Source organism: Nonomuraea sp. NPDC003754 (assembly GCF_053605785.1).
Genome location: NZ_JBSGJX010000066.1, coordinates 1 through 22,771, shown reverse-complemented (window position 1 = coordinate 22,771; position 22,771 = coordinate 1). Strand labels below are relative to the sequence as shown.

The 22,771-nt window shown below is 69.6% G+C and carries 28 protein-coding genes and 3 pseudogenes; 20 read left to right on the top strand and 11 right to left on the bottom strand.

The genetic code is table 11. The annotated features are described in order from the left end of the window. The first annotated feature begins 58 nt into the window (after positions 1-58). Both ACWEVS_RS43285 and ACWEVS_RS43280 read left to right on the top strand, forming a co-directional pair. Positions 59-433, top strand: coding sequence for a TniB family NTP-binding protein (locus ACWEVS_RS43285; RefSeq protein WP_452556763.1), 375 nt, complete (start codon positions 59-61; stop codon positions 431-433). Further along, the gene (locus ACWEVS_RS43280) at positions 430-600 is read left to right on the top strand and encodes a hypothetical protein (protein ID WP_449929869.1); all 171 of its coding nucleotides are present in this window, start codon (positions 430-432) and stop codon (positions 598-600) included. The genes ACWEVS_RS43285 and ACWEVS_RS43280 overlap by 4 nt, the downstream gene beginning before the upstream one ends. A 199-nt stretch (positions 601-799) precedes the next feature. Here the strand turns inward: ACWEVS_RS43280 and ACWEVS_RS43275 are convergent, their stop codons facing one another. Beyond that, complete coding sequence (locus ACWEVS_RS43275) at positions 800-1,072, bottom strand: hypothetical protein (protein WP_449929871.1); 273 nt, start codon at positions 1,070-1,072, stop codon at positions 800-802. Between the two features lie 108 nt (positions 1,073-1,180). Here ACWEVS_RS43275 and ACWEVS_RS43270 point away from each other — a divergent pair, with 108 nt between their 5' ends. From ACWEVS_RS43270 to ACWEVS_RS43260, 3 genes are all read left to right on the top strand, one after another. After that, a complete protein-coding gene (locus ACWEVS_RS43270) occupies positions 1,181-2,413 on the top strand; it encodes a sensor histidine kinase (RefSeq protein WP_452556751.1) in 1,233 nt (410 codons plus the stop codon). After that, on the top strand, positions 2,401-3,039 hold the full coding sequence (locus ACWEVS_RS43265; protein ID WP_449929875.1) for a response regulator transcription factor: 639 nt from the start codon (positions 2,401-2,403) through the stop codon (positions 3,037-3,039). Before ACWEVS_RS43270 ends, ACWEVS_RS43265 begins: the two co-directional genes overlap by 13 nt. 168 nt (positions 3,040-3,207) lie before the next feature. Further along, entirely contained in the window at positions 3,208-4,560 is a 1,353-nt protein-coding gene (locus tag ACWEVS_RS43260; RefSeq protein WP_452556749.1) for an erythromycin esterase family protein, read from the top strand. Between the two features lie 451 nt (positions 4,561-5,011). Here the strand turns inward: ACWEVS_RS43260 and ACWEVS_RS43255 are convergent, their stop codons facing one another. Then, positions 5,012-5,308: a putative quinol monooxygenase gene (locus tag ACWEVS_RS43255; RefSeq protein WP_449929881.1), complete on the bottom strand. Its 297-nt coding sequence runs from the start codon at positions 5,306-5,308 to the stop codon at positions 5,012-5,014. Positions 5,309-5,322: 14 nt separating this feature from the next. After that, complete coding sequence (locus tag ACWEVS_RS43250; RefSeq protein WP_452556747.1) at positions 5,323-6,363, bottom strand: aldo/keto reductase; 1,041 nt, start codon at positions 6,361-6,363, stop codon at positions 5,323-5,325. 149 nt (positions 6,364-6,512) lie between these two features. Here ACWEVS_RS43250 and ACWEVS_RS43245 point away from each other — a divergent pair, with 149 nt between their 5' ends. After that, a complete protein-coding gene (locus ACWEVS_RS43245; RefSeq protein WP_452419483.1) occupies positions 6,513-7,397 on the top strand; it encodes a helix-turn-helix transcriptional regulator in 885 nt (294 codons plus the stop codon). Here ACWEVS_RS43245 and ACWEVS_RS43240 read toward each other — a convergent pair. From ACWEVS_RS43240 to ACWEVS_RS43230, 3 genes are all read right to left on the bottom strand, one after another. After that, positions 7,370-7,975 carry a hypothetical protein gene (locus tag ACWEVS_RS43240; RefSeq protein WP_452556745.1) on the bottom strand — a complete coding sequence of 202 codons (606 nt, stop codon included), beginning with the start codon at positions 7,973-7,975 and terminating at the stop codon, positions 7,370-7,372. The two genes, ACWEVS_RS43245 and ACWEVS_RS43240, sit on opposite strands and share 28 nt — an antisense overlap. Before the next feature lie 295 nt (positions 7,976-8,270). Next, positions 8,271-8,642, bottom strand: a complete 372-nt coding sequence (locus ACWEVS_RS43235; RefSeq protein WP_449929887.1) for a DUF2267 domain-containing protein — start codon at positions 8,640-8,642, stop codon at positions 8,271-8,273. A gap of 183 nt (positions 8,643-8,825) precedes the next feature. Beyond that, complete coding sequence (locus ACWEVS_RS43230) at positions 8,826-9,095, bottom strand: hypothetical protein (protein ID WP_452556743.1); 270 nt, start codon at positions 9,093-9,095, stop codon at positions 8,826-8,828. Positions 9,096-9,277: 182 nt separating this feature from the next. Here ACWEVS_RS43230 and ACWEVS_RS43225 point away from each other — a divergent pair, with 182 nt between their 5' ends. The 5 genes and pseudogenes from ACWEVS_RS43225 to ACWEVS_RS43205 form a co-directional block, all read left to right on the top strand. Next, on the top strand, positions 9,278-9,967 hold the full coding sequence (locus ACWEVS_RS43225) for an ABC transporter permease (protein ID WP_452556741.1): 690 nt from the start codon (positions 9,278-9,280) through the stop codon (positions 9,965-9,967). A gap of 64 nt (positions 9,968-10,031) precedes the next feature. After that, the gene (locus ACWEVS_RS43220) at positions 10,032-11,144 is read left to right on the top strand and encodes a sensor histidine kinase (RefSeq protein WP_452556739.1); all 1,113 of its coding nucleotides are present in this window, start codon (positions 10,032-10,034) and stop codon (positions 11,142-11,144) included. 19 nt (positions 11,145-11,163) lie between these two features. After that, positions 11,164-11,775, top strand: coding sequence for a response regulator transcription factor (locus ACWEVS_RS43215; RefSeq protein ID WP_452556737.1), 612 nt, complete (start codon positions 11,164-11,166; stop codon positions 11,773-11,775). A 70-nt stretch (positions 11,776-11,845) separates the two neighbouring features. Beyond that, on the top strand, positions 11,846-12,169 hold the full coding sequence (locus tag ACWEVS_RS43210; RefSeq protein ID WP_449929966.1) for a hypothetical protein: 324 nt from the start codon (positions 11,846-11,848) through the stop codon (positions 12,167-12,169). Further along, positions 12,163-12,431 (top strand): annotated as a pseudogene (locus tag ACWEVS_RS43205) (Tn3 family transposase); the annotation flags it as partial. The gene ACWEVS_RS43210 and the pseudogene ACWEVS_RS43205, both read left to right, overlap by 7 nt. Positions 12,432-13,081: 650 nt before the next feature. Here the strand turns inward: ACWEVS_RS43205 and ACWEVS_RS43200 are convergent. Then, positions 13,082-13,426, bottom strand: coding sequence for a hypothetical protein (locus ACWEVS_RS43200; RefSeq protein ID WP_449929897.1), 345 nt, complete (start codon positions 13,424-13,426; stop codon positions 13,082-13,084). Positions 13,427-13,684: 258 nt separating this feature from the next. Between ACWEVS_RS43200 and ACWEVS_RS43195 the strand changes: the two genes are divergently transcribed. Beyond that, positions 13,685-14,788 (top strand): hypothetical protein, encoded by a 1,104-nt coding sequence (locus ACWEVS_RS43195; protein WP_452556735.1) that lies wholly within the window; start codon positions 13,685-13,687, stop codon positions 14,786-14,788. 341 nt (positions 14,789-15,129) lie between these two features. Next, positions 15,130-15,378 carry a hypothetical protein gene (locus ACWEVS_RS43190; RefSeq protein WP_452556733.1) on the top strand — a complete coding sequence of 83 codons (249 nt, stop codon included), beginning with the start codon at positions 15,130-15,132 and terminating at the stop codon, positions 15,376-15,378. 106 nt (positions 15,379-15,484) lie between these two features. Here ACWEVS_RS43190 and ACWEVS_RS43185 read toward each other — a convergent pair whose 3' ends face one another. Beyond that, entirely contained in the window at positions 15,485-15,769 is a 285-nt protein-coding gene (locus ACWEVS_RS43185) for a hypothetical protein (RefSeq protein ID WP_452556731.1), read from the bottom strand. A 404-nt stretch (positions 15,770-16,173) separates the two neighbouring features. Beyond that, on the bottom strand, positions 16,174-16,413 hold the full coding sequence (locus ACWEVS_RS43180; RefSeq protein WP_452419492.1) for a hypothetical protein: 240 nt from the start codon (positions 16,411-16,413) through the stop codon (positions 16,174-16,176). Positions 16,414-16,427: 14 nt separating this feature from the next. Between ACWEVS_RS43180 and ACWEVS_RS43175 the strand changes: the two genes are divergently transcribed. The 7 genes and pseudogenes from ACWEVS_RS43175 (at position 16,428) to ACWEVS_RS43145 (ending at position 22,084) form a co-directional block, all read left to right on the top strand. Continuing rightward, complete coding sequence (locus ACWEVS_RS43175; protein ID WP_452556729.1) at positions 16,428-16,730, top strand: hypothetical protein; 303 nt, start codon at positions 16,428-16,430, stop codon at positions 16,728-16,730. 157 nt (positions 16,731-16,887) lie between these two features. Then, on the top strand, positions 16,888-17,496 hold the full coding sequence (locus ACWEVS_RS43170; protein ID WP_452556727.1) for a TetR family transcriptional regulator: 609 nt from the start codon (positions 16,888-16,890) through the stop codon (positions 17,494-17,496). Positions 17,497-17,546: 50 nt separating this feature from the next. After that, entirely contained in the window at positions 17,547-18,434 is an 888-nt protein-coding gene (locus ACWEVS_RS43165; protein WP_452556725.1) for an NmrA family NAD(P)-binding protein, read from the top strand. Positions 18,435-19,073: 639 nt separating this feature from the next. Next, on the top strand, positions 19,074-19,925 hold the full coding sequence (locus tag ACWEVS_RS43160) for a hypothetical protein (protein WP_452556723.1): 852 nt from the start codon (positions 19,074-19,076) through the stop codon (positions 19,923-19,925). A 581-nt stretch (positions 19,926-20,506) separates the two neighbouring features. Further along, positions 20,507-21,349, top strand: a pseudogene (locus tag ACWEVS_RS43155) (MFS transporter); the annotation flags it as partial. A 71-nt stretch (positions 21,350-21,420) separates the two neighbouring features. Further along, positions 21,421-21,738 (top strand): annotated as a pseudogene (locus ACWEVS_RS43150) (helicase associated domain-containing protein); the annotation flags it as partial. 37 nt (positions 21,739-21,775) lie between these two features. Further along, the gene (locus tag ACWEVS_RS43145) at positions 21,776-22,084 is read left to right on the top strand and encodes a helicase associated domain-containing protein (RefSeq protein WP_452556721.1); all 309 of its coding nucleotides are present in this window, start codon (positions 21,776-21,778) and stop codon (positions 22,082-22,084) included. On the opposite strand, the gene ACWEVS_RS43140 is transcribed toward ACWEVS_RS43145, so the two are convergent. Beyond that, a complete protein-coding gene (locus ACWEVS_RS43140; RefSeq protein ID WP_452556719.1) occupies positions 22,069-22,368 on the bottom strand; it encodes a hypothetical protein in 300 nt (99 codons plus the stop codon). The two genes, ACWEVS_RS43145 and ACWEVS_RS43140, sit on opposite strands and share 16 nt — an antisense overlap. A gap of 52 nt (positions 22,369-22,420) precedes the next feature. Next, a partial coding sequence (locus ACWEVS_RS43135; RefSeq protein ID WP_452556717.1) for an ATP dependent DNA ligase occupies positions 22,421-22,771 on the bottom strand: 351 nt, incomplete at its 5' end.

The window sequence follows — 22,771 nt, the reverse complement described above, 5'->3', positions numbered from 1 at the left end:
CGGCCAGCGAACGTGTGTGAGCCGTACTGACATCCACTCCGCGGGGCACTGACATCAGCTGAAGATCCCGGTGGTGGGAGTCGGCGCCCGGGACGCCTACCTGGCGATCCGATCGGACGATCAGCTGGAGGACCGGTTTGAGCCGTTCGTCCTGCCGCGATGGCAGACCGATGAGGAGGCACGGTCACTGCTGGCCAGCTTCGTCGCGGCGTTCCCGCTGCGCTCGCCGTCGCCGATCGCCACACCGGAGATGGCCGAACACCTCATCACCCGCAGTGAAGGCACGATCGGTGAGCTGACCGCGCTGCTGACCAGCGCGGCCGCCGCGGCGATCACCTGCGGCGAGGAAGCCGTCAACGACCGGACCCTGCTGCTGGCCGGCTCCAGCGGACCGAGCGAGCGGCGGAGGCTGTTCGAGCGCGAGCTGGCGTGATCGACCTGACGCTGCGGCGGTGGCCGATGCATCCGGCACCCGCCCCGGGAGAGGCACTGACCTCCTGGCTGGAGCGCCTGGCGGGGTGCTACGAGATACAGGTCTCCTGTCTGCTCCGGCACGGTCTCGGCGTGGGCCCGCGGGTGCTCCAGGACTCGGCGTTGTGAGCTGGGGAGACGTCGCTCATCGCGTTATCGCGCAGCCCTGGGCCGGACTCATCCCCGAACACCTGGACCGAAACCCGGCCCCCAGTGAGGATCGGCTACACACTGCGACCTGCGGGAACGCCCCTGCCCTTCCTTCGGTGATAGCTATCCGAGCAGTGGGCCTACTTCTTGGTGACGCCGGTGAGGGTGACGACGTGGTTCATGCCTTGCGCCTGCTCACGTGGTGCACGATGAGGGCGGCGATGCACGCGACGGCGACGCCGCCCGAGGCCAGGCCGAGCGGCCAGGCGCGGCCGATGCTGTTGGCGATCAGGTTGACGACCGCGCTGGCCATCAGGACGAGCCAGAGCAGGGCGCGCAGCGCGAGAGCGCCTTTGCTCAGCGCGTGCTTGCGCGCTGCGTGCCGGGAGGTGGTGGGCCGCGGCGTGGCGCGGTCGGAGTCAGGGCTGGAGATGCGATAGGGGTCGGTCATGGCCAGAACCCTAGAAACGGGCCCGATCTGCGGAAATCCCGCACGCTGCCGAGCCGTGGTACAGCGGGCTGGAGCAAGATGTGTCCCCTTTCACCTACCATGGCGCCAGTGTTGCGGGGAATCCTTGAAAGTCTGGAACGGCTGGCCGGAGGGCTGGGCACCGCGTTCATGGCCGTCGTCGTCGCGCTGTGCTGGCTGGTGGTGGCCGCGTTGAGCCTGGTCGGGGTCGGGCTGGCGCTGGTGCCGGCGATGATCGCGATGACCAGGGGCGCGGCCGAGTGGGAACGCAGGCGCCTGGCCGGCGCGGGTGTCGAGATCGTCAGCCCGTACCAGATGTCTGCCGAGCAGTTGCCCCGAGGCTGGGCTGCCAGGATGCGGGCGGCCCGTGCCGACCCGGCGACCTGGCGCGATCTGGGCTGGCTGGTCCTCTACGCCGTGGTGGGCCCGGCCTGCGGCCTGATCGGGCTGCTCATGCCGGTGGCGGCGCTGCGGGAAGTCACCTACCCGCTCTACTGGCAGTTTCTGGCGCGCGAGGATCAGCTCACCAACTTCGCCGTCCCGGTCACCACCTGGCCGGGCGCGATCGCCACCTCGGTGATCGGCCTGGCCGTCGTGGTCGCCCTGATCCGCCTCTTCCCTGCGCTGGCGCGCCTGCAGGCGCTGCCCGCCAGGAAACTGCTGGTCCCGCACGCCTCGATCGACTTGTCGCAACGCATCGCGCAGCTGACCGTGACCCGCGCGGGGGCGCTGCGCGCGCACGCCGTCGAACTGCGCCGGATCGAGCGGGCCCTGCACGACGGCGCGCAGAACCGGCTGAACGCGGTCGTGGTCACGGTGGCCGCGGCCGAGCGTGCTCTGCAGCGCGATCCCGCCCGGGCCGCGCACGCCCTGGAGCGTGCCAGGAGCGCGGCCGAGCAGGCGTTGGCGGAGCTGCGCGGCGTGGTGCGCGCGATCTTGCCGCCGATCCTGGAGGACAAGGGGCTGGCTGGCGCGCTGGACGCGCTGGCCGCCGGATGCTCGGTGCCCTGCCGGGTACGGGTGGGTGAGCTCGCCGTGGTGCCGTTGTCGGTGGAGAGCGCCGCCTACTTCACCGTGGCCGAGGCGCTGACCAACGTGGGCAAACACAGCGGCGCCCAGCACGCGGAGGTCCTCGTCGAACGTGTCGGCCCGGTGCTGCGCGTCCAGGTGCGTGACGACGGCAAGGGCGGTGCCCGCGATGACGCGGGCACCGGGCTGGCCGGCGTCCGCCGCCGCGTCGAGGCCCATGACGGAACAATGACGCTGACCAGCCCCGATGGGGGGCCGACTGTGATCGAGGTGGAACTGCCGTGCGAGTCGTGATCGCTGAGGATGACGCGCTGCTGCGCGAGGGCCTGGTGCTGTTGCTGAGCGGGGAGGGCATCGAGGTGGCCGCGGCCGCGAGCGACCCCGAGGGGTTTCTGGCCGCGGTCGAAGAGCACCGGCCCGATGTGGCGGTGGTGGATGTGCGCATGCCGCCCACCCACACGGACGAGGGCATCCGGGCGGCCGTGGCGGCCAAGCGCCTGCAGCCGGGCCTGGGGGTCCTGGTGCTGTCGGCGCACGTCGAGCAGGCGTTCGCGACCGACCTGCTGGCCGACGGCACGCACGGGGTCGGCTATCTGCTCAAGGAGCGGGTCGGCAAGGTCGAGCAGTTCCTTGAGGCGCTGAACCGGGTCGCCGGCGGCGGCACCGCCATCGACCCGGACGTGGTGGCCCAGCTGTTCACCCGCCGCCGCGACCCCCTGGAGGAGTTCACCCCGCGCGAACGTGAGGTGCTCGCGCTGATGGCCGAAGGACTGGGCAACCTGGCCATCGCCGACAAGATGGTGATCACCGAGGGGGCGGTGCACAAGCACATCCGCAACATCTTCGCCAAGCTCGGCCTGGCTCCCAGCGACCGTATGGACCGCAGGGTCGCCGCCGTGCTGCGCTACCTCGGCGCCTGAAGCGGCCTCTGCCACCCGGCCTCAGGGAAACGGCCTTGTGAGCTGGACCGCGGGCGGCGTGCGGTAGCCAGCACCACCATCGACCGGCCAGCGGGCGGGATCGAAACCGCCCGCGCCGCTCCCTACGTTGGTGATTGCTTCATCCGACACCCAACGTAAGGATCTATCTTGTCGAGCAACACTCTGCGTCGTACCGTGCCGGTCACCCTGGCGCTGGCGGCCTGTCTGACGAGCCTGAGCGCTCCGGCGTTCGCCACCCCCGCCCCCGCCGGCGTCTCCACGGCGGCCGTCGGCGCCGGCCAGGAGCGGGTGGTGGCGGACCTTGAGCGCAACGCCCAGGAACTGCGCGGCACCGTCCCGAGCGGTCAGTCCCGCGACCTGCGGGCGTTGTCGGCGATGACCAAGGGCGCCGCCATCGTGGGGATCGGCGAGGTCACGCACGGCTCGAAGGAGCTGTTCACGCTGCGGCACCGGATGTTCCGGCACCTGGTGCAAACCCAGGGCTTCACCACGCTGGCGCTGGAGGCGACCTGGTCGGCCGGCGTCCGCCTGGACGCGTACGTGCGCACCGGCAAGGGCGACCTGCGCACGATCATGGCCGAGGAGTTCCAGCAGTCCTACGGCGCGTGGAAGACCCAGGAATGGATGGACCTGTATGAGTGGATGCGCGACTACAACCGCACCGCCTCACGCAAGCTGCGCGTGATGGGATTCGACATCGGCGACGTCCACCCCGAGCAGTACCGGCGCATCCTCGCCTGGGCCGAGAAGCACGAGCCGTCGCTGGAGCCCGAACTGCGTCGCCGCTACGCGGGCCTGCTCGCCCTGCCCGCCGGGGTGGCCGAACGGATGAACGCCCTGGCCACACTGCCGGCCGAGCAGCGCGCCGCCCTGGCCGGCGACGCTCAGGCCGCCTACCGCCTGCTGGACGACAGCGGAAAGGTGAGCCCGACGGTCCTGCAGGAGGCCCGCGTCATCGTCCAGATGACCACCATGTACGCACTGGACGGGTCGGCCCTGCACCGTCACCGTGACCGGGCCATGGCCGAGAACACCGTGTGGTGGCAGCGCCACACCGGCACCAAGACCGTGGCGGCCGCGCACAACGGGCACATCGGCTACGTCTCCGCCTGGCCCCACCAGTACCCGGTCACCCAGGGCGCCGTCCTGCGCTCCCTGGCCGGCACCTCCTATGTGGCGATCGGCACCACCATCCACAGCGGCCGCTTCCGCGCCATCGACCCCAAGACCGGCCAGGTCGCAGTCTTCGACACCGGCGCCCCCGTCCCGGACAGCAGCGAGGCCGTCCTGGACCGGGTACGCTACCGCGACTACTACGTGGACCTGCGCCGCGCCGGCCGTACCCCGTCCACCCGAGCGTGGCTGGACACCGCCCGTCCGACCTTCACCATCCCGGCCACCTACGTGCCCGAGCAGTTCAACCGGCCGCTGGCCCTGGGAGCGGCCTTCGACGTGATCGTGCACCTCAACCGGGTCGAGGCAGCCACCCCGCTGCCCTAACCCTCCTTCCTACGGGCTGGCCGGCCGATGGTGGTGCGGTAGCCAGCACCATCGGCCGGCCAGCCCGCGGGATCGAACCGCGCCCCCGCCCATCCCTACGTTGCGGCCAATGGCGCGCTCGGCGGCGGGCAGGGCCAGGCCTGCCGTCACGGTCGCGACCGTCAGCAGCGCCCTCAGAGCCTGGCCGAGGCCGGCGCCGAGTGCGCCCGCCTCACCGTCCCGCTGGACTACGCCAACCCCGGCCAGCGCACCATCGCCGTGGCCATCTCCCGGCTGAAGCCACCGACCCGGCACGCCGGCGCGGCATCATCCAGACCAACCCCGGCGGCCCCGGCGGACCAGGACTGACGCTGCCGCTACAGCTGCGCGCGAAGATGACGCCCGAGGTCGCCGCTCCAGCTCATCATGGCCAAGTCGCCGGGCACGGGGTGCGTGCCCGGCGGTGGCTCGTTCATACGGTCGGGGCTTCGACCAATGTCCGAATGGTCAGGGGTTCGGCGAGGATCTGGTCGAGTACCTGCCGAGCGTGGTGGAGGTGGGGGGTGGTGAAGTGTTCGTCGAGGGCTTGCCGGTTGGCCCATTGCTCGACGACCACCATGCGGGCGGGGTTGTTGGGATCGGTGTAGGGCTGGTAGGCCATGCAGCCGGGTTCGTCCAGGGATGGTTCGATCATGGCCTCCAGCGCTGTGCGGAGCCGGTCGTGTTGCCCGGGTGCGGCGAGGAACTCAGCGATGACGACGAGAGACATGGCCCCGGTCTCCTTCATGCGTGGCGGGCGGGGCCGCTGCCCGCGCCGGAGACCGTGATCGCGGTGGCGATCTCCTCGATGTCGGCAGAGGTCAGCTCGAACGATCCCGCGCCGATCCAGCCGTCCACCTGGGCGGTCTTGCGTGCGCCGACGATGGCTCCGGTGATGCCGGGCCAGGCGAGCACCCAGGCGATGGCCACTTCGGCCACGGTACGGCCATGGCGTTCGGCGATCGGCCACAGCGCCTCGGCGAGCTGGAGGTTGGCGGTCAGGCCGGTCGTGAAGTCGGCGTGCGCGGTCCGCCAGTCCTCGGCGGGCAGGCCGGCCACGCGCTCGGCGGAGAAGGCCCCGGTGAGTAGGCCGGACTGAAGCGGCGAATAGGTGATCACGCCGGTCTCATGCGCGCGTGCCCAGGCGATCTCGGCCGCGGACGATCGGTTGATCGCCGAGAACGGGGGCTGGATGACGTCGACATGGGCGACCTGCTCGGCGGCTTCGAGCAGGTCGGGCGCGTGATTGGACAGCCCGATCGCCCGGACCTTGCCCTCGGCCTTCAAATCGGCCATGACCTGCCAGTACTCCTCCAGCGGCGTGGCGTTGGGCGACACCGCCCCGAAACCGCCACCGGCGTACTCCAGCGACTCGCCGGTGTCGGGGTAGTGCACCTGGTACAGGTCGATGTGGTCGACGCCCAGCCGCCGCAGCGAGTCCTCGAGTTCGCGACGGACGCTGGCGGGCTTCATGATCCGCCGAGGTGCGGCCGACGGGTTGTCGGGGTCCCAGACCAGGCCGACCTTGGTGAAGATGTACGGGCGGTCGGCTTGGGGCAGGTCGGCGATAGCTTTGCCGACCAGTTCCTCCGAGTGGCCCAGGCCGTACACCGCGGCGGTGTCGATCCAGTTGACGCCCGCGTCCAGCGCGTGGCGGATCGCGGCGACCGACTCGGCGTCGTCGGTGGCGCCCCAGCTGAAGGTCCAGCCCGAGCCCGACACGGCCCACGAACCAAAGCCCAATCGGGTGATCTCCATGCCGGTACGGCCAAGTAGGACAGTCATGAGTGATGCGCTCCTGTGAATCGGAAAGCCGGAACCGTTCCGGTGGGTTCCCACCCTCGGCGTTTCACGGCGGCTCGGACAGTGCCCAGCACTGCCTAGGCACAGCCTGACCAGGATCACTTGGGTCTCGGCCGGTGATACTAGGAGGCATGGTCCTGGATCGACGCGCCGAGCTGGGGGAGTTCCTCCGATCCCGTCGGGCCCGGCTCCGGCCCGAGGAGCTCGGCCTGTCCTCCTACGGGGCGCGGCGCCGGGTCCCTGGACTGCGCCGCGAGGAACTGGCCCAACTGGCCGGAGTCAGCGTCGACCACTACATCCGGCTGGAGCAGGGACGCACCCTGCATTTCTCAGTGGAGGTCCTCGACGCGGTAGCCCGTGCGTTGCGACTCGATCCGGCCGAACGCGCGCACCTGCACCGGCTGGCCCGCCCTGCGCCCGCCGCGCCCCCCGAGACCGCGGACGACCGCCCGCCCCTGCGGCCGAGCATTCGCCGGTTGCTGGCCTCGATCGACAACGCCCCTGCCTACCTGGTCGACCGCAACACCAACGTGCTGGCCTGGAACCGACTGGCGGCAGCATTGATCACCGACTTCGGCGCCATCCCCGCCGCAGAGCGCAACATGGCCCGGCTGGTGTTCCTGGACGAGGGCGTGCGCAACCTGTTCGCCGACTGGCGGGCGCGGGCCCGCGACGTCGCGGGCTTCCTCCGGATGGACGCTGCCCACCGACCGGTCCCCCCGTCCACCCAGACCCTGATCGACGAGCTTTCCAGCGTCAGCGCCGAGTTCCGTGAAATCTGGGCTGAGCATGAGGTGAGGGACAAAAGACACGGGCACTACCGGTATCGGCATCCGCTGGTCGGCGAGATCGAGCTCACCTACGAGACCCTGCGGCTGCCGGACGACCCCGGATTGGCCCTGATCGTGCACACCGCCGAGGAAGGATCACCCGCCCAAACAGCGCTCCAGCTTCTTGCCGTCTGGGCCGGGCAGGGCGAAGAAGAAGGTCACAGATCGGGGTCCGGGGGCTCGTGATCGGTCGGGGTGGGCGTGAGGAGGTCCGCGCACGGCTCGCACACCGAGACGCGGACCGGGTAGACGAGCCCGGCACGGGCGGGCTGGAGGGTGACCAGGGTCTGCTCGGTGTGCAGGCACACCTCGGCAGTGTCGGGGTGCAGGGTGACGGAGACGAACGTCTCCTGCGGTGCGGTCGTTGCCGTGCGAGGCGCCTGGAGGTCCGGGAGCTCTTCGACCTGGACGTCCGGGTTGGCCTCGTGCGCGGTGGCCTCGGCGGCCAGGGCGCGCCCGCCATCGGGCAGCCAAGCGCAGTCATCGCCGCAATCGCACGCTTCGACCACGGCGGCAGCGAGCGCGAACCGCACGCAGGCCGCCTGGTACAGGCCCGTGAGCTCCAGCGTCTGAGCGTCCAGGACCGTCCGGTGGCGTGCGAGCGCAGCGCCGTAGGCGTCGGCGGCCTTGTTCGGCCGTACCGCGATCCGGGCCGATTCCCGCTCGGCAGGCACGGGAACCTGGTTGGCGGCGAACGTCAGCCGGTCGTGCTCGGCCAGTGTCTCGGCGAGCTGCCCACGCAGCGCTGTGCACGCATTTCTCATCGCGGCCAGGCCGGCGTCGACCTGGGCTGGCCAGGCGGGCGCTCCATCGGGGTGGGGGCGTTCATCGCGGGGTAGAGGCGGGCGTACGCCTGCCACTGCTCGGCGTAGTGGCGGGTGCCGGCGTCGGTCAGCCGCAGCAGGTACGGGCCCTTTGAGTAGTCCTCGGTGCGCTCGGCGGCGACGTACGGGGGTTCCCGCTCGGTGAGCCGCTCCCACGCGGGCTGCCTCGTGCACGTCCACGGCTCAAACTCCGCCCGGCGCCGTGCGCTGAACCCCCTCTGCGGAGGGCATGTCGTCAGATTGGCTGTGGGCGGCCGAACAGCAGGTCGTAGCCGGGCGGGAGCTGCAGCAGGATCCGCTTCATCAGGTCCTCGCCCGCGGTGTCGGCCACGACGCTGAGCACGGCGCTGACGTCCCACGTCGCGGTCTTCTCCGTGGCGCCCTCGATCCAGGCCGCGGTCGCCCGGACGAACCGCTCGGGCGTCAGCGGCTCGTAGGCCGGCAGGGGGTTGAGCAGGACCAGCGCCAGCGTCTCGGGGAGCCAGGCGGCCAGCTCGTTGCGCACCTCGCCCACCAGGTGCGCGCCCAGCAGGGCCAGGACGACGCGGGAGGCCTGCTCCGCCTCCTCCCGCGAGGGATATTCGCCGCGCTCCTGGATCGCGGACAAGAACGCCTCCCACCGCATCCGCATGATGCCCCTTCCGATCCGACGGCCGCCGCAGCGGCGGGCCTGGCACGCGGGACGGGAGCCCCCATCCTCGGTTCCGGCCCGTCACGGCTGACCGGCACAAGCCCGCACAGTAACGCCGAGCCATCACCCAAGTCCGATACGTCCCCTCACCGGTGACCGCTAACCGCTACCGACCACATCAGCCTGTCCACCGCGGCCGGCGACGTCATCCGCCGGGCCTGCGCCGACCTGGAATTTGGTGCCGCGGTCGTCCTGGACACCGAGATCACCGGCCTGGACGGCGTCGGCATCGAGCGCGCGGTCATCGACGCTGTCACCGGCCACGTCCTGCTCGACGCCCTGGTCCACCCCGACGGGGTCGGCGTCGGGAACGGCGCACGAGCCGTGCACGGCATCGGTGATCTGCTGGCCGCGCCGCGCTGGAAACACCGGACTTCCTCGACGCCGTCGTCGGCCGCCGGAGGATCAGCCGGGTTCGGAATCAGTCGCGGTCCGGAACGTCACAGTGGCAAGGTCTCGGGCACCGGCCTGGAAGAGGCCCTGCTCCAGCTCACCTTGGCCAAGCGCTGACCTACTGACATCCACCAGAGGAGTGCGTAATGTTCAGCTTCGTGAGGTTTGAGATCTTCCGGGCTCTCCGGAATATCCGATACCTGCTCCTGCTCGTGGTCATGCCCGTCGGGCTCTACCTGATCTACGGCAGGACCTCCGACTCGGCGTTCGCCATGGTCGCCATGGCCGTCTACGCCGCCGCGGGCGGAGGGCTGATCGGTTCCGGAGGCGGGGTCGCGGAGGATCGGATGCGCGGCTGGCTGCGGCAGCTCAAGGTCACGCCGCTGGCCGATCGGCACTGGCTGGCCGGGAAGATCGTGCAGGGCATGCTGATGATCGTCCCGGGAGTGGCGGGGGTCGGGGTCGCCGCTGTGACCGTCGGCCGGGTTCACCTGGCCGCCGGGCAATGGGCGGCGTTGCTCGGCCAGCTCGTGCTCGGCTCGCTGCCCTTCGCGCTCCTCGGTCTCAGCCTCGCCCTCACGCTCAAGGGCAAGACGGCACAGATCGGGCTGGCGGTGATCTTCTTCGCCCTGGCCGCGCTGGGCGGCGTCATCGGCTCGGGTACGCTGCCCGCCGCGCTGGCCGCGATCCAGCACTACCTGCCCACCTACAGCCTGGTCCAGGCCGGATACGCGATCATCGGCGGGCACGGTCCGCAGGCCGGCGGCCTGGCCGTCCTGGCTGGCTGGGCCATCGCCGCCGCGGCGGCCACGCTGGTCCAGTGGCGGCGGGAGTCCCATGCCCGGTGAACGTCGCCGACGCGGAGGTCCCTGACGCGATGAGCCGTACGCGATGGCCGGGGCAGGCGGCCCGATGAGCCTGCGCAGGTGGTGGCGTCCCCGGCGAGCCCTGCTCGCCGGGGCTTTCGACGTGCGGTCGCTGCTGATGATCGGCGCCACCGCGTGGGCGCTGTTCTACCACTTCGCCCAGCACACCGCGCTCTGGAGCCGCGTCCTGGCCGCCGGGTGGGCACTCGGCGTCGTCGTGCTGGGCGGGCTGGTCGCGGTACGCCCCACACGCGAGCGCTACCTCGTGCTCGTCGCGGCGTGCCTGACGCTGGAAGCGTGGGCGGGCTGGCACTGGATCGTGGTGGCCACCTGGGCGACCAGGCAGGCCGGCCGGGATCTGCGGATCAAGGAGGCGGCCGGGATCAGCCTGGCGGGCATGGCACTGGCCCTGGTCCACGGCGACGATCCGGTCGCGGCCGGCGCGCTGGGCGCGTTCGTCCTGCTGCCAGGCATCTTCGCCGCGCAGAGCAGGCGGACCGCCGACCTCATCGAGGAACTGCGGGAGACGCGGCGCGAGCTGGCCAGGATGGCCGTGGTGGAGGAGCGCAACCGCATCGCAAGAGACCTGCACGACCTGGTGGGCCACAGCCTGTCGGTGGTGGCGGTGAAGACCGAACTGGCCAGAAGGCTGGTCCCGCTCGACGCCGGGCGCGCCGACGCCGAACTGGCCGACGTCGACTCCGTGGTGCGCCGCGCGCTGGCCGAGGTGCGCCAGGCCGTGACGAACTACAAGCAGCCGACGCTGGCCGCCGAGATCTCGGGAGCGGTCTCGGCCGCCCGCTCGGCCGGGATCGAGTGCACGGTGTCCGTACCGGACAGCTGGGACCTGCCGGTGCCCGTCGAAGGGCTGCTGGCCTGGGCCGTACGCGAGGCCGTCACCAACGTCCTGCGGCACAGCCGGGCCCGGACCTGCGCGATCACGCTGACGCTGGAGCCGCGCCGGGCCGCCGTCGAGGTCCGCGACGACGGCGCGGGACCCACTCGGACGGCCCCCGGCGACGGCGGCCGTCCGGCGGCCGGCAACGGCCTGGCCGGGCTGTCGGAGCGGGCCGCCGCCCTCGACGGCGAGCTCAGCGTCGGCCGGCGGCCGGAAGGCGGCTTCCGGCTCCGTGTCGCCGTCCCCCTGGAGGCATCATGACGATCCCCTGGAGGGCATCATGACGATCAGAGTGCTGCTCGCCGAGGACCAGACGATGTTCCGCGGCGCCATGGCGACCCTGCTGGGGCTGGAGCCGGACATCGAGGTCGTCGCCGACGTCGGCCGCGGTGACGAGGTGGTGGGCGCCTGCGAGGCGTTTCGGCCCGATCTCGCGCTGCTGGACATCGAGATGCCCGGCATCGACGGCCTGGAGGCGGCCCGGCGGCTGGCGCAGGCCGTGCCCGAGACCAAGGTCGTCATCGTGACCACGTTCGGCCGTACCGGCTACCTGCACGCCGCGCTGGCCGCAGGCGCCGCCGGCTTCCTGCTGAAGGACGCGCCCATCACCGAGCTCGCCGACGCCATCCGCAAGGTCGCGGCCGGGCAGGGGGTGATCGACCCGTCCCTGGCGATCGCCGCGTTGAGCGAGGGCGCCTCGCCGCTGACTCCCCGGGAGACCGAGGTCCTGGCCGCCGCCCGCGGGCACGGCACGATCGCCGACATCGCCCGCGACCTGTACCTGTCGCCCGGCACCGTACGAAACCACCTGTCCGCCGCGATCCAGAAGCTCGGCGCCAGGACCAGGACGGAGGCGGTGGAGATCGCCGAGCGGAAGGGCTGGCTGGTATGACGATCGTCACGGTTGAGGTCACGACGGCCGGCACTTATGCCGCGACCGGCGATTTTCTACCGTTCAATACATGACGAACTACCGCATCTCCCTCCTGGGCGGCCACAAGGGTCAGATCTCTTCCGACACCGTCGTCGTCACCCCGATCGGCGGCGCCGACGTGCGCGCCACCTCCGGTCTGACCCTCACCAAAGTCGCCCTCTTCGGCGGTGTGCGGCTCCGAGTGCCGGCCGACGCGCGCGTCGAGATCGAGGGCTTCAGCCTGTTCGGCGATCGGCACATCGCCCCGGGCGTCCCCTCGGCCGGCGGTCCCCTGATCCGGGTCCGCTCGTACGGCGTCATCGGCGGTGTACGCGTCACCCGCGACGATTCGCCTCCTGGGAGTCCGACCTGATGACCGAGTTCCACGCCCGGTACGGCGGCTCCGGCGTCATGATCTACTGGCACGTCGACAAGGGCCGGCTGTGCATCTACTCCCAGCTCAAGTCGTGCTCCTCTTCGGAGGTCGCGCGATGATCGAGGGGTTGTTGCGGCACGGCACCGACGCCGGCATCGAGGCCGACTACACCGACACGCACGGCGCGTCCCTGGTCGGGTTGGCCTTCACCGAGCTGCTGGGGTTCAAGCTGCTGCCCAGGTTGAAGAACATCGGCGCCATCCAGCTCTAGGCGCAGACCGCGAACCAGGTGCCGTGGCCGAAACTGGAGAAGGTGCTCAAGCAGCGGCCGATCGACTGGGACCTGATCGCCAACAAGGGGGGCCATGCCCGAGGACCTCCTGACGGCCTTGGTCCAGCATCACCCGAGGTCATCCACGTATAGGCGTGCCCGAACCCTCACAGGGGCCAGCGGGTGTGACGGCTCGGAGCGGCTGTGTGGCCGAGGAAAGGCGTCGGCGGGCCCGCCAGGCCGCCGAACGGCAGGGCGGCGAGCAGTAGATCGCGTCCCGGCGAATGCCGACGCCGGGCGCGAACCAGACACCGCAGACCGGCCAGCGCCGCCCGACCCGCTCCTCCAGGTGCGTCCTGATGGTGGCGATCATCTCGGCGGCGAACACCTTCTGCCAGTACCGGCGGTGCCGGCGGGCACTGGCACGGCAGGCCGGGCGCACTAGCGTGCATCGGCCCTGGCCGTGGCGCTGTCCGGTGGTTCCAACTGCCTCGTACACCTATGGCCTATGGCTCACAGCGGCAGCGACCAGGCCCCGCGTGCGGCGCTCGCCCCGCACGCGGGGCCCAGGTCGTCCTCGCCAGGCGACGGGCCCGCTGCTTGTCAGCACTCGATGAACATCCTCGTCCACCCAGTGGTCAGTAGCAGTACCAGGAGAACGCGTCGTTCACGTTGTGGAAGGCGGCTCGCGTGAGCCTTCCGTCGTAGTGCCACCGGCAGGCGTCGTGCATGTTGATTCCGTGATGTTCGCCCCTGTGCCCGACGCACCTCCAGCTCCATACCGAGCCGGGGTCGGTGGCCACCGAGTTGAGGTGCCCCAAGTGCTGGCAGTAGGCGTGCATCCGGGGCAGGCCAGGAGGAGGGCCGGCCTGAGCCCCGGCCGCACCGGCCGTCATGAGACCGGCTCCCGACCAGAGGGCCGTGGCAGCAAGGGCGATCATGGTCTTCGCGGCGAGGCGCCGCAGTGTGCGTGATGTGTTCACGGTCTTCTCCTTGTACGGGGAGTTGTGGGCCGCCAGGCTGACCGAGGGCCCCCTGGCTCCTGACTGGTATCGGGGCCGGTTGGCCGCCATACGAGTCAGCAAAGCCATGCAGCCGAGGTGTCCAACAGTGACTCGGACAGACTCGGACGGACTCGACCACCGGTCGGCCGGCCGGGACCGGACGGCAGGCAGCCGCCGACACCACCCCTCGAACACTCACGGTAATCACTCATACACTTTGCGACAGGAAGAGGTTGGTTGAGTGAGGCCGAACGGCCCGAGGCGGAAGGGCAACGGTTGAGGGTGATGCGCGAGTATCCGGAACGCGGCGAGGATCCCCGGGCCGTCAAACCGGTGGCCCGACCCGGGGTGGAGACGGTGATCTGTCACGAGGGTCTGGTGAGGGCCCTGGCCGAGCAGTTCGCGCGGGCCGATACCTCCCTGCGTGAACTGGAGATGCGGGCGGACAAGGCGGGCAGGACCCGGCTGCCACGGACGACCTGTGCGGACATGCTGGCCGGCCGACGCTTCCCGAAGAAGGCCGTGATGGTGGCCTTCCTGCGGGCGTGCCAGGTGCCCGAAGACCAGCTTCCGGCATGGGAACAGGCATGGGAGCGGGTACGGGTCGCCCGCATACCCGCCAGGCCGGAGGAGAACCCCGGGATCGAATCTTCCAGCGGAGCGCCGTCCGCCGCCGCCCCGACGGCCGAGCCGAGCCAGGCCGGGCCGGCCCGCATCCCCAGCAGAGGTTGGCGCCAAGCCTTCATGCCGACCGTATTGGTGACGCTGGCAGTCGCGGCGGCTCTGAGCGTCATCATCCATCAGCAGAAGACGCCTGAACGGATCACGCCGGACGGTTTCGGCAGCCCTGTGGATCCCGGCCACATCATCAGCGATGACGGTCGTGCGTTCGGCCCTGGCGGGTCAAGCCGGTTCACCGCGACCATCGATCCATCCAACACCGGAGTACGGCTGGTCCGCCGCCTGGACGTAGGGGTCGCCTGGCAACACGCCAGCATCACCGTGAACGGGAACCTCGCCGGAGTGTGGCGACCGCTGCCCGGTGACAGCATCTACAAGTGGAGGGACCAAGTCGTCGAAATCCCGCGAACTCTCACCGCAGGTCGACGCTCTCTCGCCATCGCCAACACGTTCGTGTCCTCCTCCGAGGGCTTCAACGAATTCCGCTACGTCATCGAGCAGAAGGTCAACGGAACCTGGACGACCGCCGACACGCTCGACGTCGGCCACCTGCACGCCGCCAGCGAGGCCGCACACGACTACCACATCGTTGCGCAGGGCTGGGCCGACACCCAGACATTCGCCTATCCACCGCGCAAGCAAGACTGGAGAGTCGACTGAAGTCGAAAGCCCGCGGCACAGACCAACCGCGCCGCCCGTGAGCGGGGGTGGCGGTAGGTGCCAGGTCAAGTGCGGCGCAAAGCGGGATCAGCAGCGCCGTACCCACACCCTGCAGAATCGAGTTCCCGAGGCAGCTTCGCCGGCTCCAACATGAACGTGATGATCAACGACATCAGCGAGGACCGGGACACCGCCGTGCAGGGTGCCCAGGTCGCGATCACGATCTTCCTGCTGGTGATGGCCGCGCTGATTCCTCACTGGCCGCCGAGAAGCCGGCCCGCCGCCGTGCCCAGCGCGCCCTTATCGCGGCGGGCTTCGTCGTTACGATCGCCGGCATCGCCGTGCTGTTGGGCCTGGTCGCCTGGCAGCCCGGTGCCTGGGCCTTCGCCCCCGGCCTGCTGCTGATCGGGCTGGGTCTGGGGCTGATGCTCACCCCGTCGGTGACCGTGGTCCAGTCGTGCTTCCCGGAGACGCAGCCGAGCTGTCGTCCCGCCCGGGTCCGATGGTTCACCCTGATCGCGAACCGGGTGGCCGCGGCTGACGTGGAGCGCCCGCCGTGGCCCCAGCGCAGCGCCCACGTGGTCCACTGAAGCAGGAGCTTGTCGCGGCGACCGGCTCCCGCGCCCGGCCACGACCCGGTCGCGCCTACCTACTCGAACGCGCGCTCGAACTGCCTCTCGGCCGATCCGTGCTGCTCTACCCGAGCGGAGCACCGACACCTTGCGGAACCCGCTCGGCCTTCGCCTGCACTTGACCGTCGCCCATGGCGTGAATTTCTTCCGTCCGTAGCGCCAGCCCGAGAGCGAAGAACGTGGGCGCCCACTCGCCGACGAAGATGCCCCACCTGTCGGCCCGCTCGATACCCGCCGGCTCTGCGCTCGCCGACAGCCACCACGACGCGAGTGACGCGGCAATGGAAGCGAAGCCCGCGGCGTACATGTGCGAGGACTTGATGCCGATCTTGTGCAGGGTGCTGATCACGTTTCCCCCTGTGATGGTGATGGTGATGGTCCCGCCTGCTACCCCCAGCGCGAGAAGCGATACGACGCCGCGACCGGTTTTGCCACCTCTTGCCCGGGCCACTGGCAGCCTGACGGTATGACCCGCGACAGGGCCACCATCCACGACCTACTGGCGAAAATCCGAGCCAACGCCGCCGTACTCGCATGGCCGGACGCTCCCGTGGAGCCAGGCGACGAGACCTCGGTCATGGTGGGCGAGTTCGGCGACGAACGGCCGTGCCAGCGACTCTCAGCGGCCTTCTACCTTCATCCTGGACGCTGTCTTGAACCTGGACGGAGGGTGATCGCCGCAGCCGTCACTGCCATGCTCGGAAGGCTCGGCGCGGCCCTCAGGGGACGGGCAGACGATCACGATGGCGGCGGCTACGGGCAGTTCCCGGGGGCGGACGGCTGGTGCCGGGAGAGTGGTGGATCGATGATGCCGCTCCGGTTGGGGCAGGCCCGATGCGGGTTGAGCGCACGCAGCGCCGCTAGAAACCGCAGGGATGGAATCGCCCGGGTGCGCACGCCGGTGTCCGGGTCGAGGTAGCTCTCCTGGCCGAGCAACTGAGCGCCGCGGGCATCGGCCTGGAGTTCCTCACCGGTGAGCTGCAGGGCTCGCACGACGCGTCCGGGGCGTGTTCACCGTGCTGGCCGCGCTGTCGGGGATGGAACGCGAATACATCCGCGACCGCACCCTGGAAGGCCGCGAATCCGCCCGCAGCCGCGGCAAGGCCATCGGCGGCGCCACTGTCACCGACCCACGGCCATGCCGTCCATGGCCCTGCGCCTGCGCGAGCAAGGCCTCAGCCTCCGCGAGATCGCCCGCCCGCCTCGTCATCACCCAGGGCAAGAAGAAGGGCTGGCGCCCCTCACCCGCCACCGTCTTTTGCGCGACCATGACGAGCAGGACCCGGCGAAGACACGGACGTGAGCGGTGAGCCCGTGGCCCACCACCGTCATTGACCTGAGACCTCATCTGCAGGACACTCTGTTGCCGCAGGTCAGGGTGCTGCTTCGTTGGAGATTTCTTCATTTCTACCGAGACCCCACCCTCTGATCGGTTGTAATCACGCGATTGATTGATAATCTGTGTCCATGCCAGAAGATCAGCCTCAGGCGACGAGCAAAGCGGCACGTACGAGGGAGCGCATCCTTGATGCGGCCCTCGACGAGTTCGCCGCCAAGGGATACAGCGGTGCTCGCACGGCGGCGATCGCCAAGCGTGCGGGCATCAACGTGCAGCTGATCTCGTACTATTTCGGTGGCAAGGAAGGCCTGCTGGAGGAGCTGCTGTCGGGCTGGCAGGAGCGGCGCGCGAAGCTGGTGCCGGCAAGCAAGGCCGAGCCGTTCCTGGAGAGCTTCCGCATGGTGTTGAACGCCACCTTGCGTGATCCCCGGCGAGCCCGTCTCGTGGTGTGGCAGGCGTTGGGGGACTACCCCGGCGACGCCGAAGCGCTGGCGCGGGAATGGCGCACAGTGGCCGCCGCCGCCGTCGAGCAGACGCGCGCCCGGCAGGCGGCGGGAGAGATCGGCGATGGTCACCCGGCCGAGTTCGTGACGCTGCTCTCCTTCCTGCTCGCCTTCGCCCCGGTTGCGCTTCCGCAGGTGATCGAGGGGATCTATGGCGTGGATCCGCTGTCGGAGGAGTACCGGCAACAGGTGAGTGAGGCTCTCTCTGCCTTTCTGGGCGTACGGCACGCATGAGGCTCGTCCTCATGCATGAAATCATTCAATTGATTGATTAAGGAGTATCCATGATCCGTGTCCTCGTCGCAGGAGCCACCGGCCGCCAGGGCGGAGCCGTCGTCGCACGCCTGCTCAAGCACGGCCATGAGCCCGTCGCCTACGTCCGCGACCCTGCGACACCGGCGGCGGACGCGCTCGCCGCACAGGGCGTCCGCCTCATGACCGGCGATCTCGCCGACCGCGAAGCCCTCACCAAGGCGGCGAAGGGTCTGGATGCGATCTTCGGGCTGACCGTCCCCTTCGGCCAGAACGGCGCCGCCGAGGAAGTCGCCCAGGGCCGTGCCCTCGCCGACGCGGCGAGGGCGGTGGACGCGCACCTGGTGTACTCCTCGGTCAAGGGGGCGGCGAGCGAGGTCGACTTCACTGTCGAGCACGCCTCCGCCAAGCAGGTCGTGCACCGATACCTCATCAAGCAGGGCACCACTTTCACCAGCGTTCAGCCGGCCTACTTCATGGAAAACGCCCTCAATGTGGGCCTGACCCGGCTGAACCAGGGCGTCTACGCCTTCCCGCTCTCTCCCGATCGCAAGCTCGACCAGGTCACCGTGCTGGACATCGCCGGCATGGCCGTCCACGCGATCGAGAACCTCGCCAAGCTGTCCGGCAGAGCGATCGACGTCGTCTCCGACAGCGTGACCACCCTCGAGGCGGCGGGCTTCCTGTCCGAAGCCGTTGGTTCGGACGTGCCGTACGAGAACATTCCCATCCCGATGATCCGTCAGTGGGCCGGGGATGAGATCGCTGACATGTTCCAGAGTTTTGAGGACAATCGGGTACACACCGACATCGCCGCGCTGCACGCGGAGTTCCCGGAGGTGGGCTGGCACTCCTACCTGGAGTGGGCGCAGACGGTCGACTGGGACCGGGAGCTCTCTCAGCAGCCTGGCCGGGGCTGAACCCCTCCGAGGCGGAGACCCGGCCGTGCCGGCGATCGTACGCACAACGGAGGCTGACAGGGTCACCCCGGCCAAAGATCTCTAGCCGCGGCCACCGACATCCAGCGGCGGGTCCACAGAACGGCGAGAAGACCCCAGCGCTGGGAGCTTCGTTTTGTCGGCCGTCCACGCTGTGTTCCGGGGGTTGAGCAGCATACGAACGAAAAGTCGCGTTAAGCGGGCCGGGCGGAAGCGGCTTGGCGTGACATTCCGTTCCTGATTGGGCGTCCGAAGGATCGGGCCGAATGTGGCGTAGCGAGGCAGTGCACCTGACATGGCTGACATGCCTGAAGACCGCTGCCGACTACTGAAAGTCGCCCCAGACAATCTGGTGAACCCGCGCCCGGTGTGGAGAATCGATGACACCTACATCGAAATCGGGCCGCGCTTTGGGTACGGTCCACCACCCGAGGCCTCGCCTTCCCCTACCAGGCCTACAGCCGCGCCGCAGCTTCCGGCCACCCCACCCAAACCGGAGCAGGTATCCGGCGGGACACACCCGTTACGATCTCCGATGAGCTTCACCTTTCCGCCGAATGCCTTAAAGCCCAAGAACAGGACAGATGACCCATGAGACGGTGGGTTACCCTAGCGGTCGCCGTGCTGATCGCGTCCGTACCGATTGCCACGAGTCCCGCCGCCGCGCAGGCAAGCGCTCCCGATCCGGCGCGCGCGCTCAAGCGGCAGCTCCGGAACGAGCATGGCGTTCGGATCGCCGAGACCAACCGCTACTTCTATGGCGGGAAGTCGAAGATCTCCGGGAGCGGGATCCGGATCAGCGGTGGTCTCCAGCTCGCCCCCACGGGTCCGGCGGCTGCGGATTTCACCTGGTGGGACCTTCCCCTGCCGAAGGTCGAGGGAGTCCCGCCCAAGAAGCCGGATCCCTACCGTGTGATCCGCGTCGGTGAAGACGTGTACGACGACGCCGACCAGTACCCCGGGCCGGTCCCCGACGGCAAGAAGTGGATCCGGTTCCCGAACAACCACAGGGGACGCATGGCCCGGGACATGGCCCAGGACGCCAGCCTGCAGCCGATCAACGTGTACGACCCGTCCATGATGAAGGCCGTGCTGAAGCGCTCGACGAGCAAGCCCGTCTCCGGCGGTTTCGTTTACCGGGGCACCATGAGCTGCCAGGAGCTGAACAAGGTCTCCAAGGGCCACGTCAGCAACTGGAGCTCGGGTAAGCGCATCGACGAGAAGAGCAAAGGGAAGATCTCTTGGCAACTCTGGGCCGACCGTGACGGTGTCCTCAAGCGCCTGATCACCGCTGATACCGTGGGAGAGGGGAAAGATCCGCTGGTCAAGCGGAGCGACACGCGCTACACCGACTGGGGATTCGACCTCGTCATCGCCGCTCCGCCCGCGGGCGAGGTGATCGACGAAGAAGATCTGCTGGAGTACAGCCGTATGCAGAACACGCCCGTTCCGGCAGACGAGAAGAACACCTGAGGCGTCCCGGTAGCAGGGCCTGAGCACCCCCGCCGGAGGCGACCGCTGACCGCCGGCGCGCACGACCGCCTGTCCCTCCCGGCCAACCCGAACGACGGTTCCAGCGCGCGACCAGCCAGGCGCGGATGTCCGCGCGGTCGCGCACCAGATCCGCCGTGTCGGGGTGCTGGCAAGAAACCCAACCGAGGGGTCCTGGTACGGCTGGCGCCAGCCGTACCAGGAGGAGCATTGTCCTCTTCCGTCTCCCCAGCCCCGTCAAGGTCGGTGGCAAGGTCCGCCTGGCCGCCACGGTCGTCTCCGTCGACGACGTGCAGGGGAACGGAGTCCAGATAGCCATGGACTTCACCGTCGAGATCGACGGCTCGGCCAAGCCCGCCTGCGTCGCCCGCGCCCTCTACCGCCACTACGCCTGACCGCGTTCTCTCGGAGACCCCCACCGCCACGATCGGAACCGTCATGTCCACCTCGTCGGCTCCCGCCTCCGCCACCCCCGTCCAGCTCCGCCGCGCCGTCGTCTCCAGCTTCCTCGGCAGCGTCATCGAGTACTACGACTTTTTCTGTACGCTACGGCCTCGGCTCTGGTGTTCGGCAAGATCTTCTTCGCCGACCTCAACCCGCTCGCCGCGACCGTCGCAAGCCTCGGCACCTTCGCCACCGGCTACCTCGCCAGGCCGCTCGGCGGCATCATCTTCGGGCACTTCGGCGACCGGCTCGGCCGTAAGCGCATGCTGGTACTGACCATGGTCCTGATGGGCGCGGCCAGCTTCCTCATCGGCCTGCTGCCGACCTACGAGCAGGTTGGCAGCCTCGCCTCCATCGCGCCCGTTGTCCTCCGCGTCGTCCAGGGCATCGCGGTCGGCGGCGAGTGGGGCGGCGCCGTCCTCATGTCCGCCGAGTACGCCACAGGACGACGCGGCCTGTGGGCCAGTTTCACCAACGCCGGAGCCCCGTTCGGCATGCTGCTGTCGACCGCGGCGCTCAACGGCAGCGCCGCGCTCATCGACGAGCAGGCGTTCCTCGGCTGGGGCTGGCGCATCCCGTTCCTGATCAGCGTCGTCCTGCTGGCCATCGGCCTGTTCGTCCGCGCGCGGGTCGAGGAGTCCTTCGTCTTCGCCGCCGGCCGCCAAGCCCCCGAGCCCCGGTCCGCGCCGCTGCTGGACGTGCTGCGCCACTACCCCAGGACGCTCCTGCTGAGTATCGGCGTGGGCCTGTCACCGTTCGTCCTGCAGGGCCCGCTCACGACCCTCCTCGTCTCGTACGGCGTGCAGGCCGGCTTCGCCCGCCAACAGGTGCTCAGCGGCCTGACACTCTCCTCCGCGATCGCGGTCGCCGGCATCCTCGGCTGGTCGGGCCTGTCGGACCGAGTAGGCCGCCGGCCGATCGTCCTGGCGGGCGCGCTGGCCGCCGCCGGCTACGCCCTCGTCATCTTCCCGCTCACCGACAGCGGCAGCGTGGGCCTGTTCACCCTCGCCCTCGTGCTCGGCACGCCGAGCCATTGGCTCCAGATCCGTCCTCCACATCATCTGGGAGCCCACCGAAGCGAAATGGCAAGAGGGCCTACGAGCAGGCCAAGGCGCTACACGCCAGCACCGGCAGACTCGAGCCCGACAACGACTATCTCAAGGACTGGATCAGCCGGCAGCGCACCCTGCGGAAGGCGGGCAAGATCACTCCCGACCGGATCGACGCGCTGGACAAGATCGGTATGCAGTGGGGTGACTGGAGCGACACACGATGGGAGCTCGGCCTGGCGGCCGCTCGGGCCCATCATGCCCGCACTGGCGGCTTGATCTGTCCCAAGGAGCACAACGAAGACGGATTCCCGCTCGGAGCGTGGCTCAACTCCCGACGTGTCGAGAAGCGCCACTCTGCCCGAGTGGAAGATCGTCGCCCTCGACCAGCTCGGCATGGTGTGGGATCCCAGGCTGGCGCGCTGGGAGCGAGGACTGGCTGCGGCCCGGCGATTCCGTGAGGAGCACGGCCACCTGTCGGTGACGGACCACTACATCGATGCCACGGGCTACCGCCTCGGCGACTTCATAGCCCATCAGCGAGCAAAGCGCCGAGGTTCTAAGCAGGGCGGCCTCATTGAAGAAGAGATCGCCGCCCTCGACGAGCTCGGCATGGTGTGGGAAGTGAAGCGTCAGTACATGGGGTGAGACCACACCGTGGCCTGCGCCGCCGACCGGGCCGTGAGCTTCAGCCCCCTGCGTACAGGGGGCTGAAGCTCGTCATGTCGTGGCCGGCCCCGGACCGCAGCGGGGAACTCGAAGATCTCGACGAACTCCGAGAGATCAACGAGTTGGGCAACCTCGGCGCTGTCCCGGCAGTCGGCTACCCGCCAGCGCTTGCCACCGCGCCAGCGGTCGATGCGGAATCGCGGACGCCCGTCCAGAACGATCGGGACGACTTCGATCCCGTCAGGCCCACGGAAGTACGACATGCCGAAATCGTACAAATCGGACAGTGTGTCGAAGTGAGCTGTGCGCGGCATCTCAGCCGGCGCGCCGCCGACCGATGCGCGGAACGTCGGCCGGCGACATGTCCGTGCGCAGACCCCTCCAGGAGGGATGCCGCAGCAGGCCGTCGCCGGTCCGCTCGGCGAAACGCACCTCGCCCACCAGGACCGGCCGCACCCAGCGGGCGGCCCGCGCCTGCTCTATCGGGACGTGCCCGGCGAACGGGCTGGCCTCCTGTGCCAGCGGGACCAGTCGAGTGGCCAGGTCGGCGCGCACCCGCTCGGTGAACCCCGTGCCGACGTGCCCCACGTACTCCAGCCGCCCGCGCCCGTCGGGCACGCCGAGCAGCAGCGAGTCCGCCAGGCCGGCGTGGCGGCCGCCGCCGGC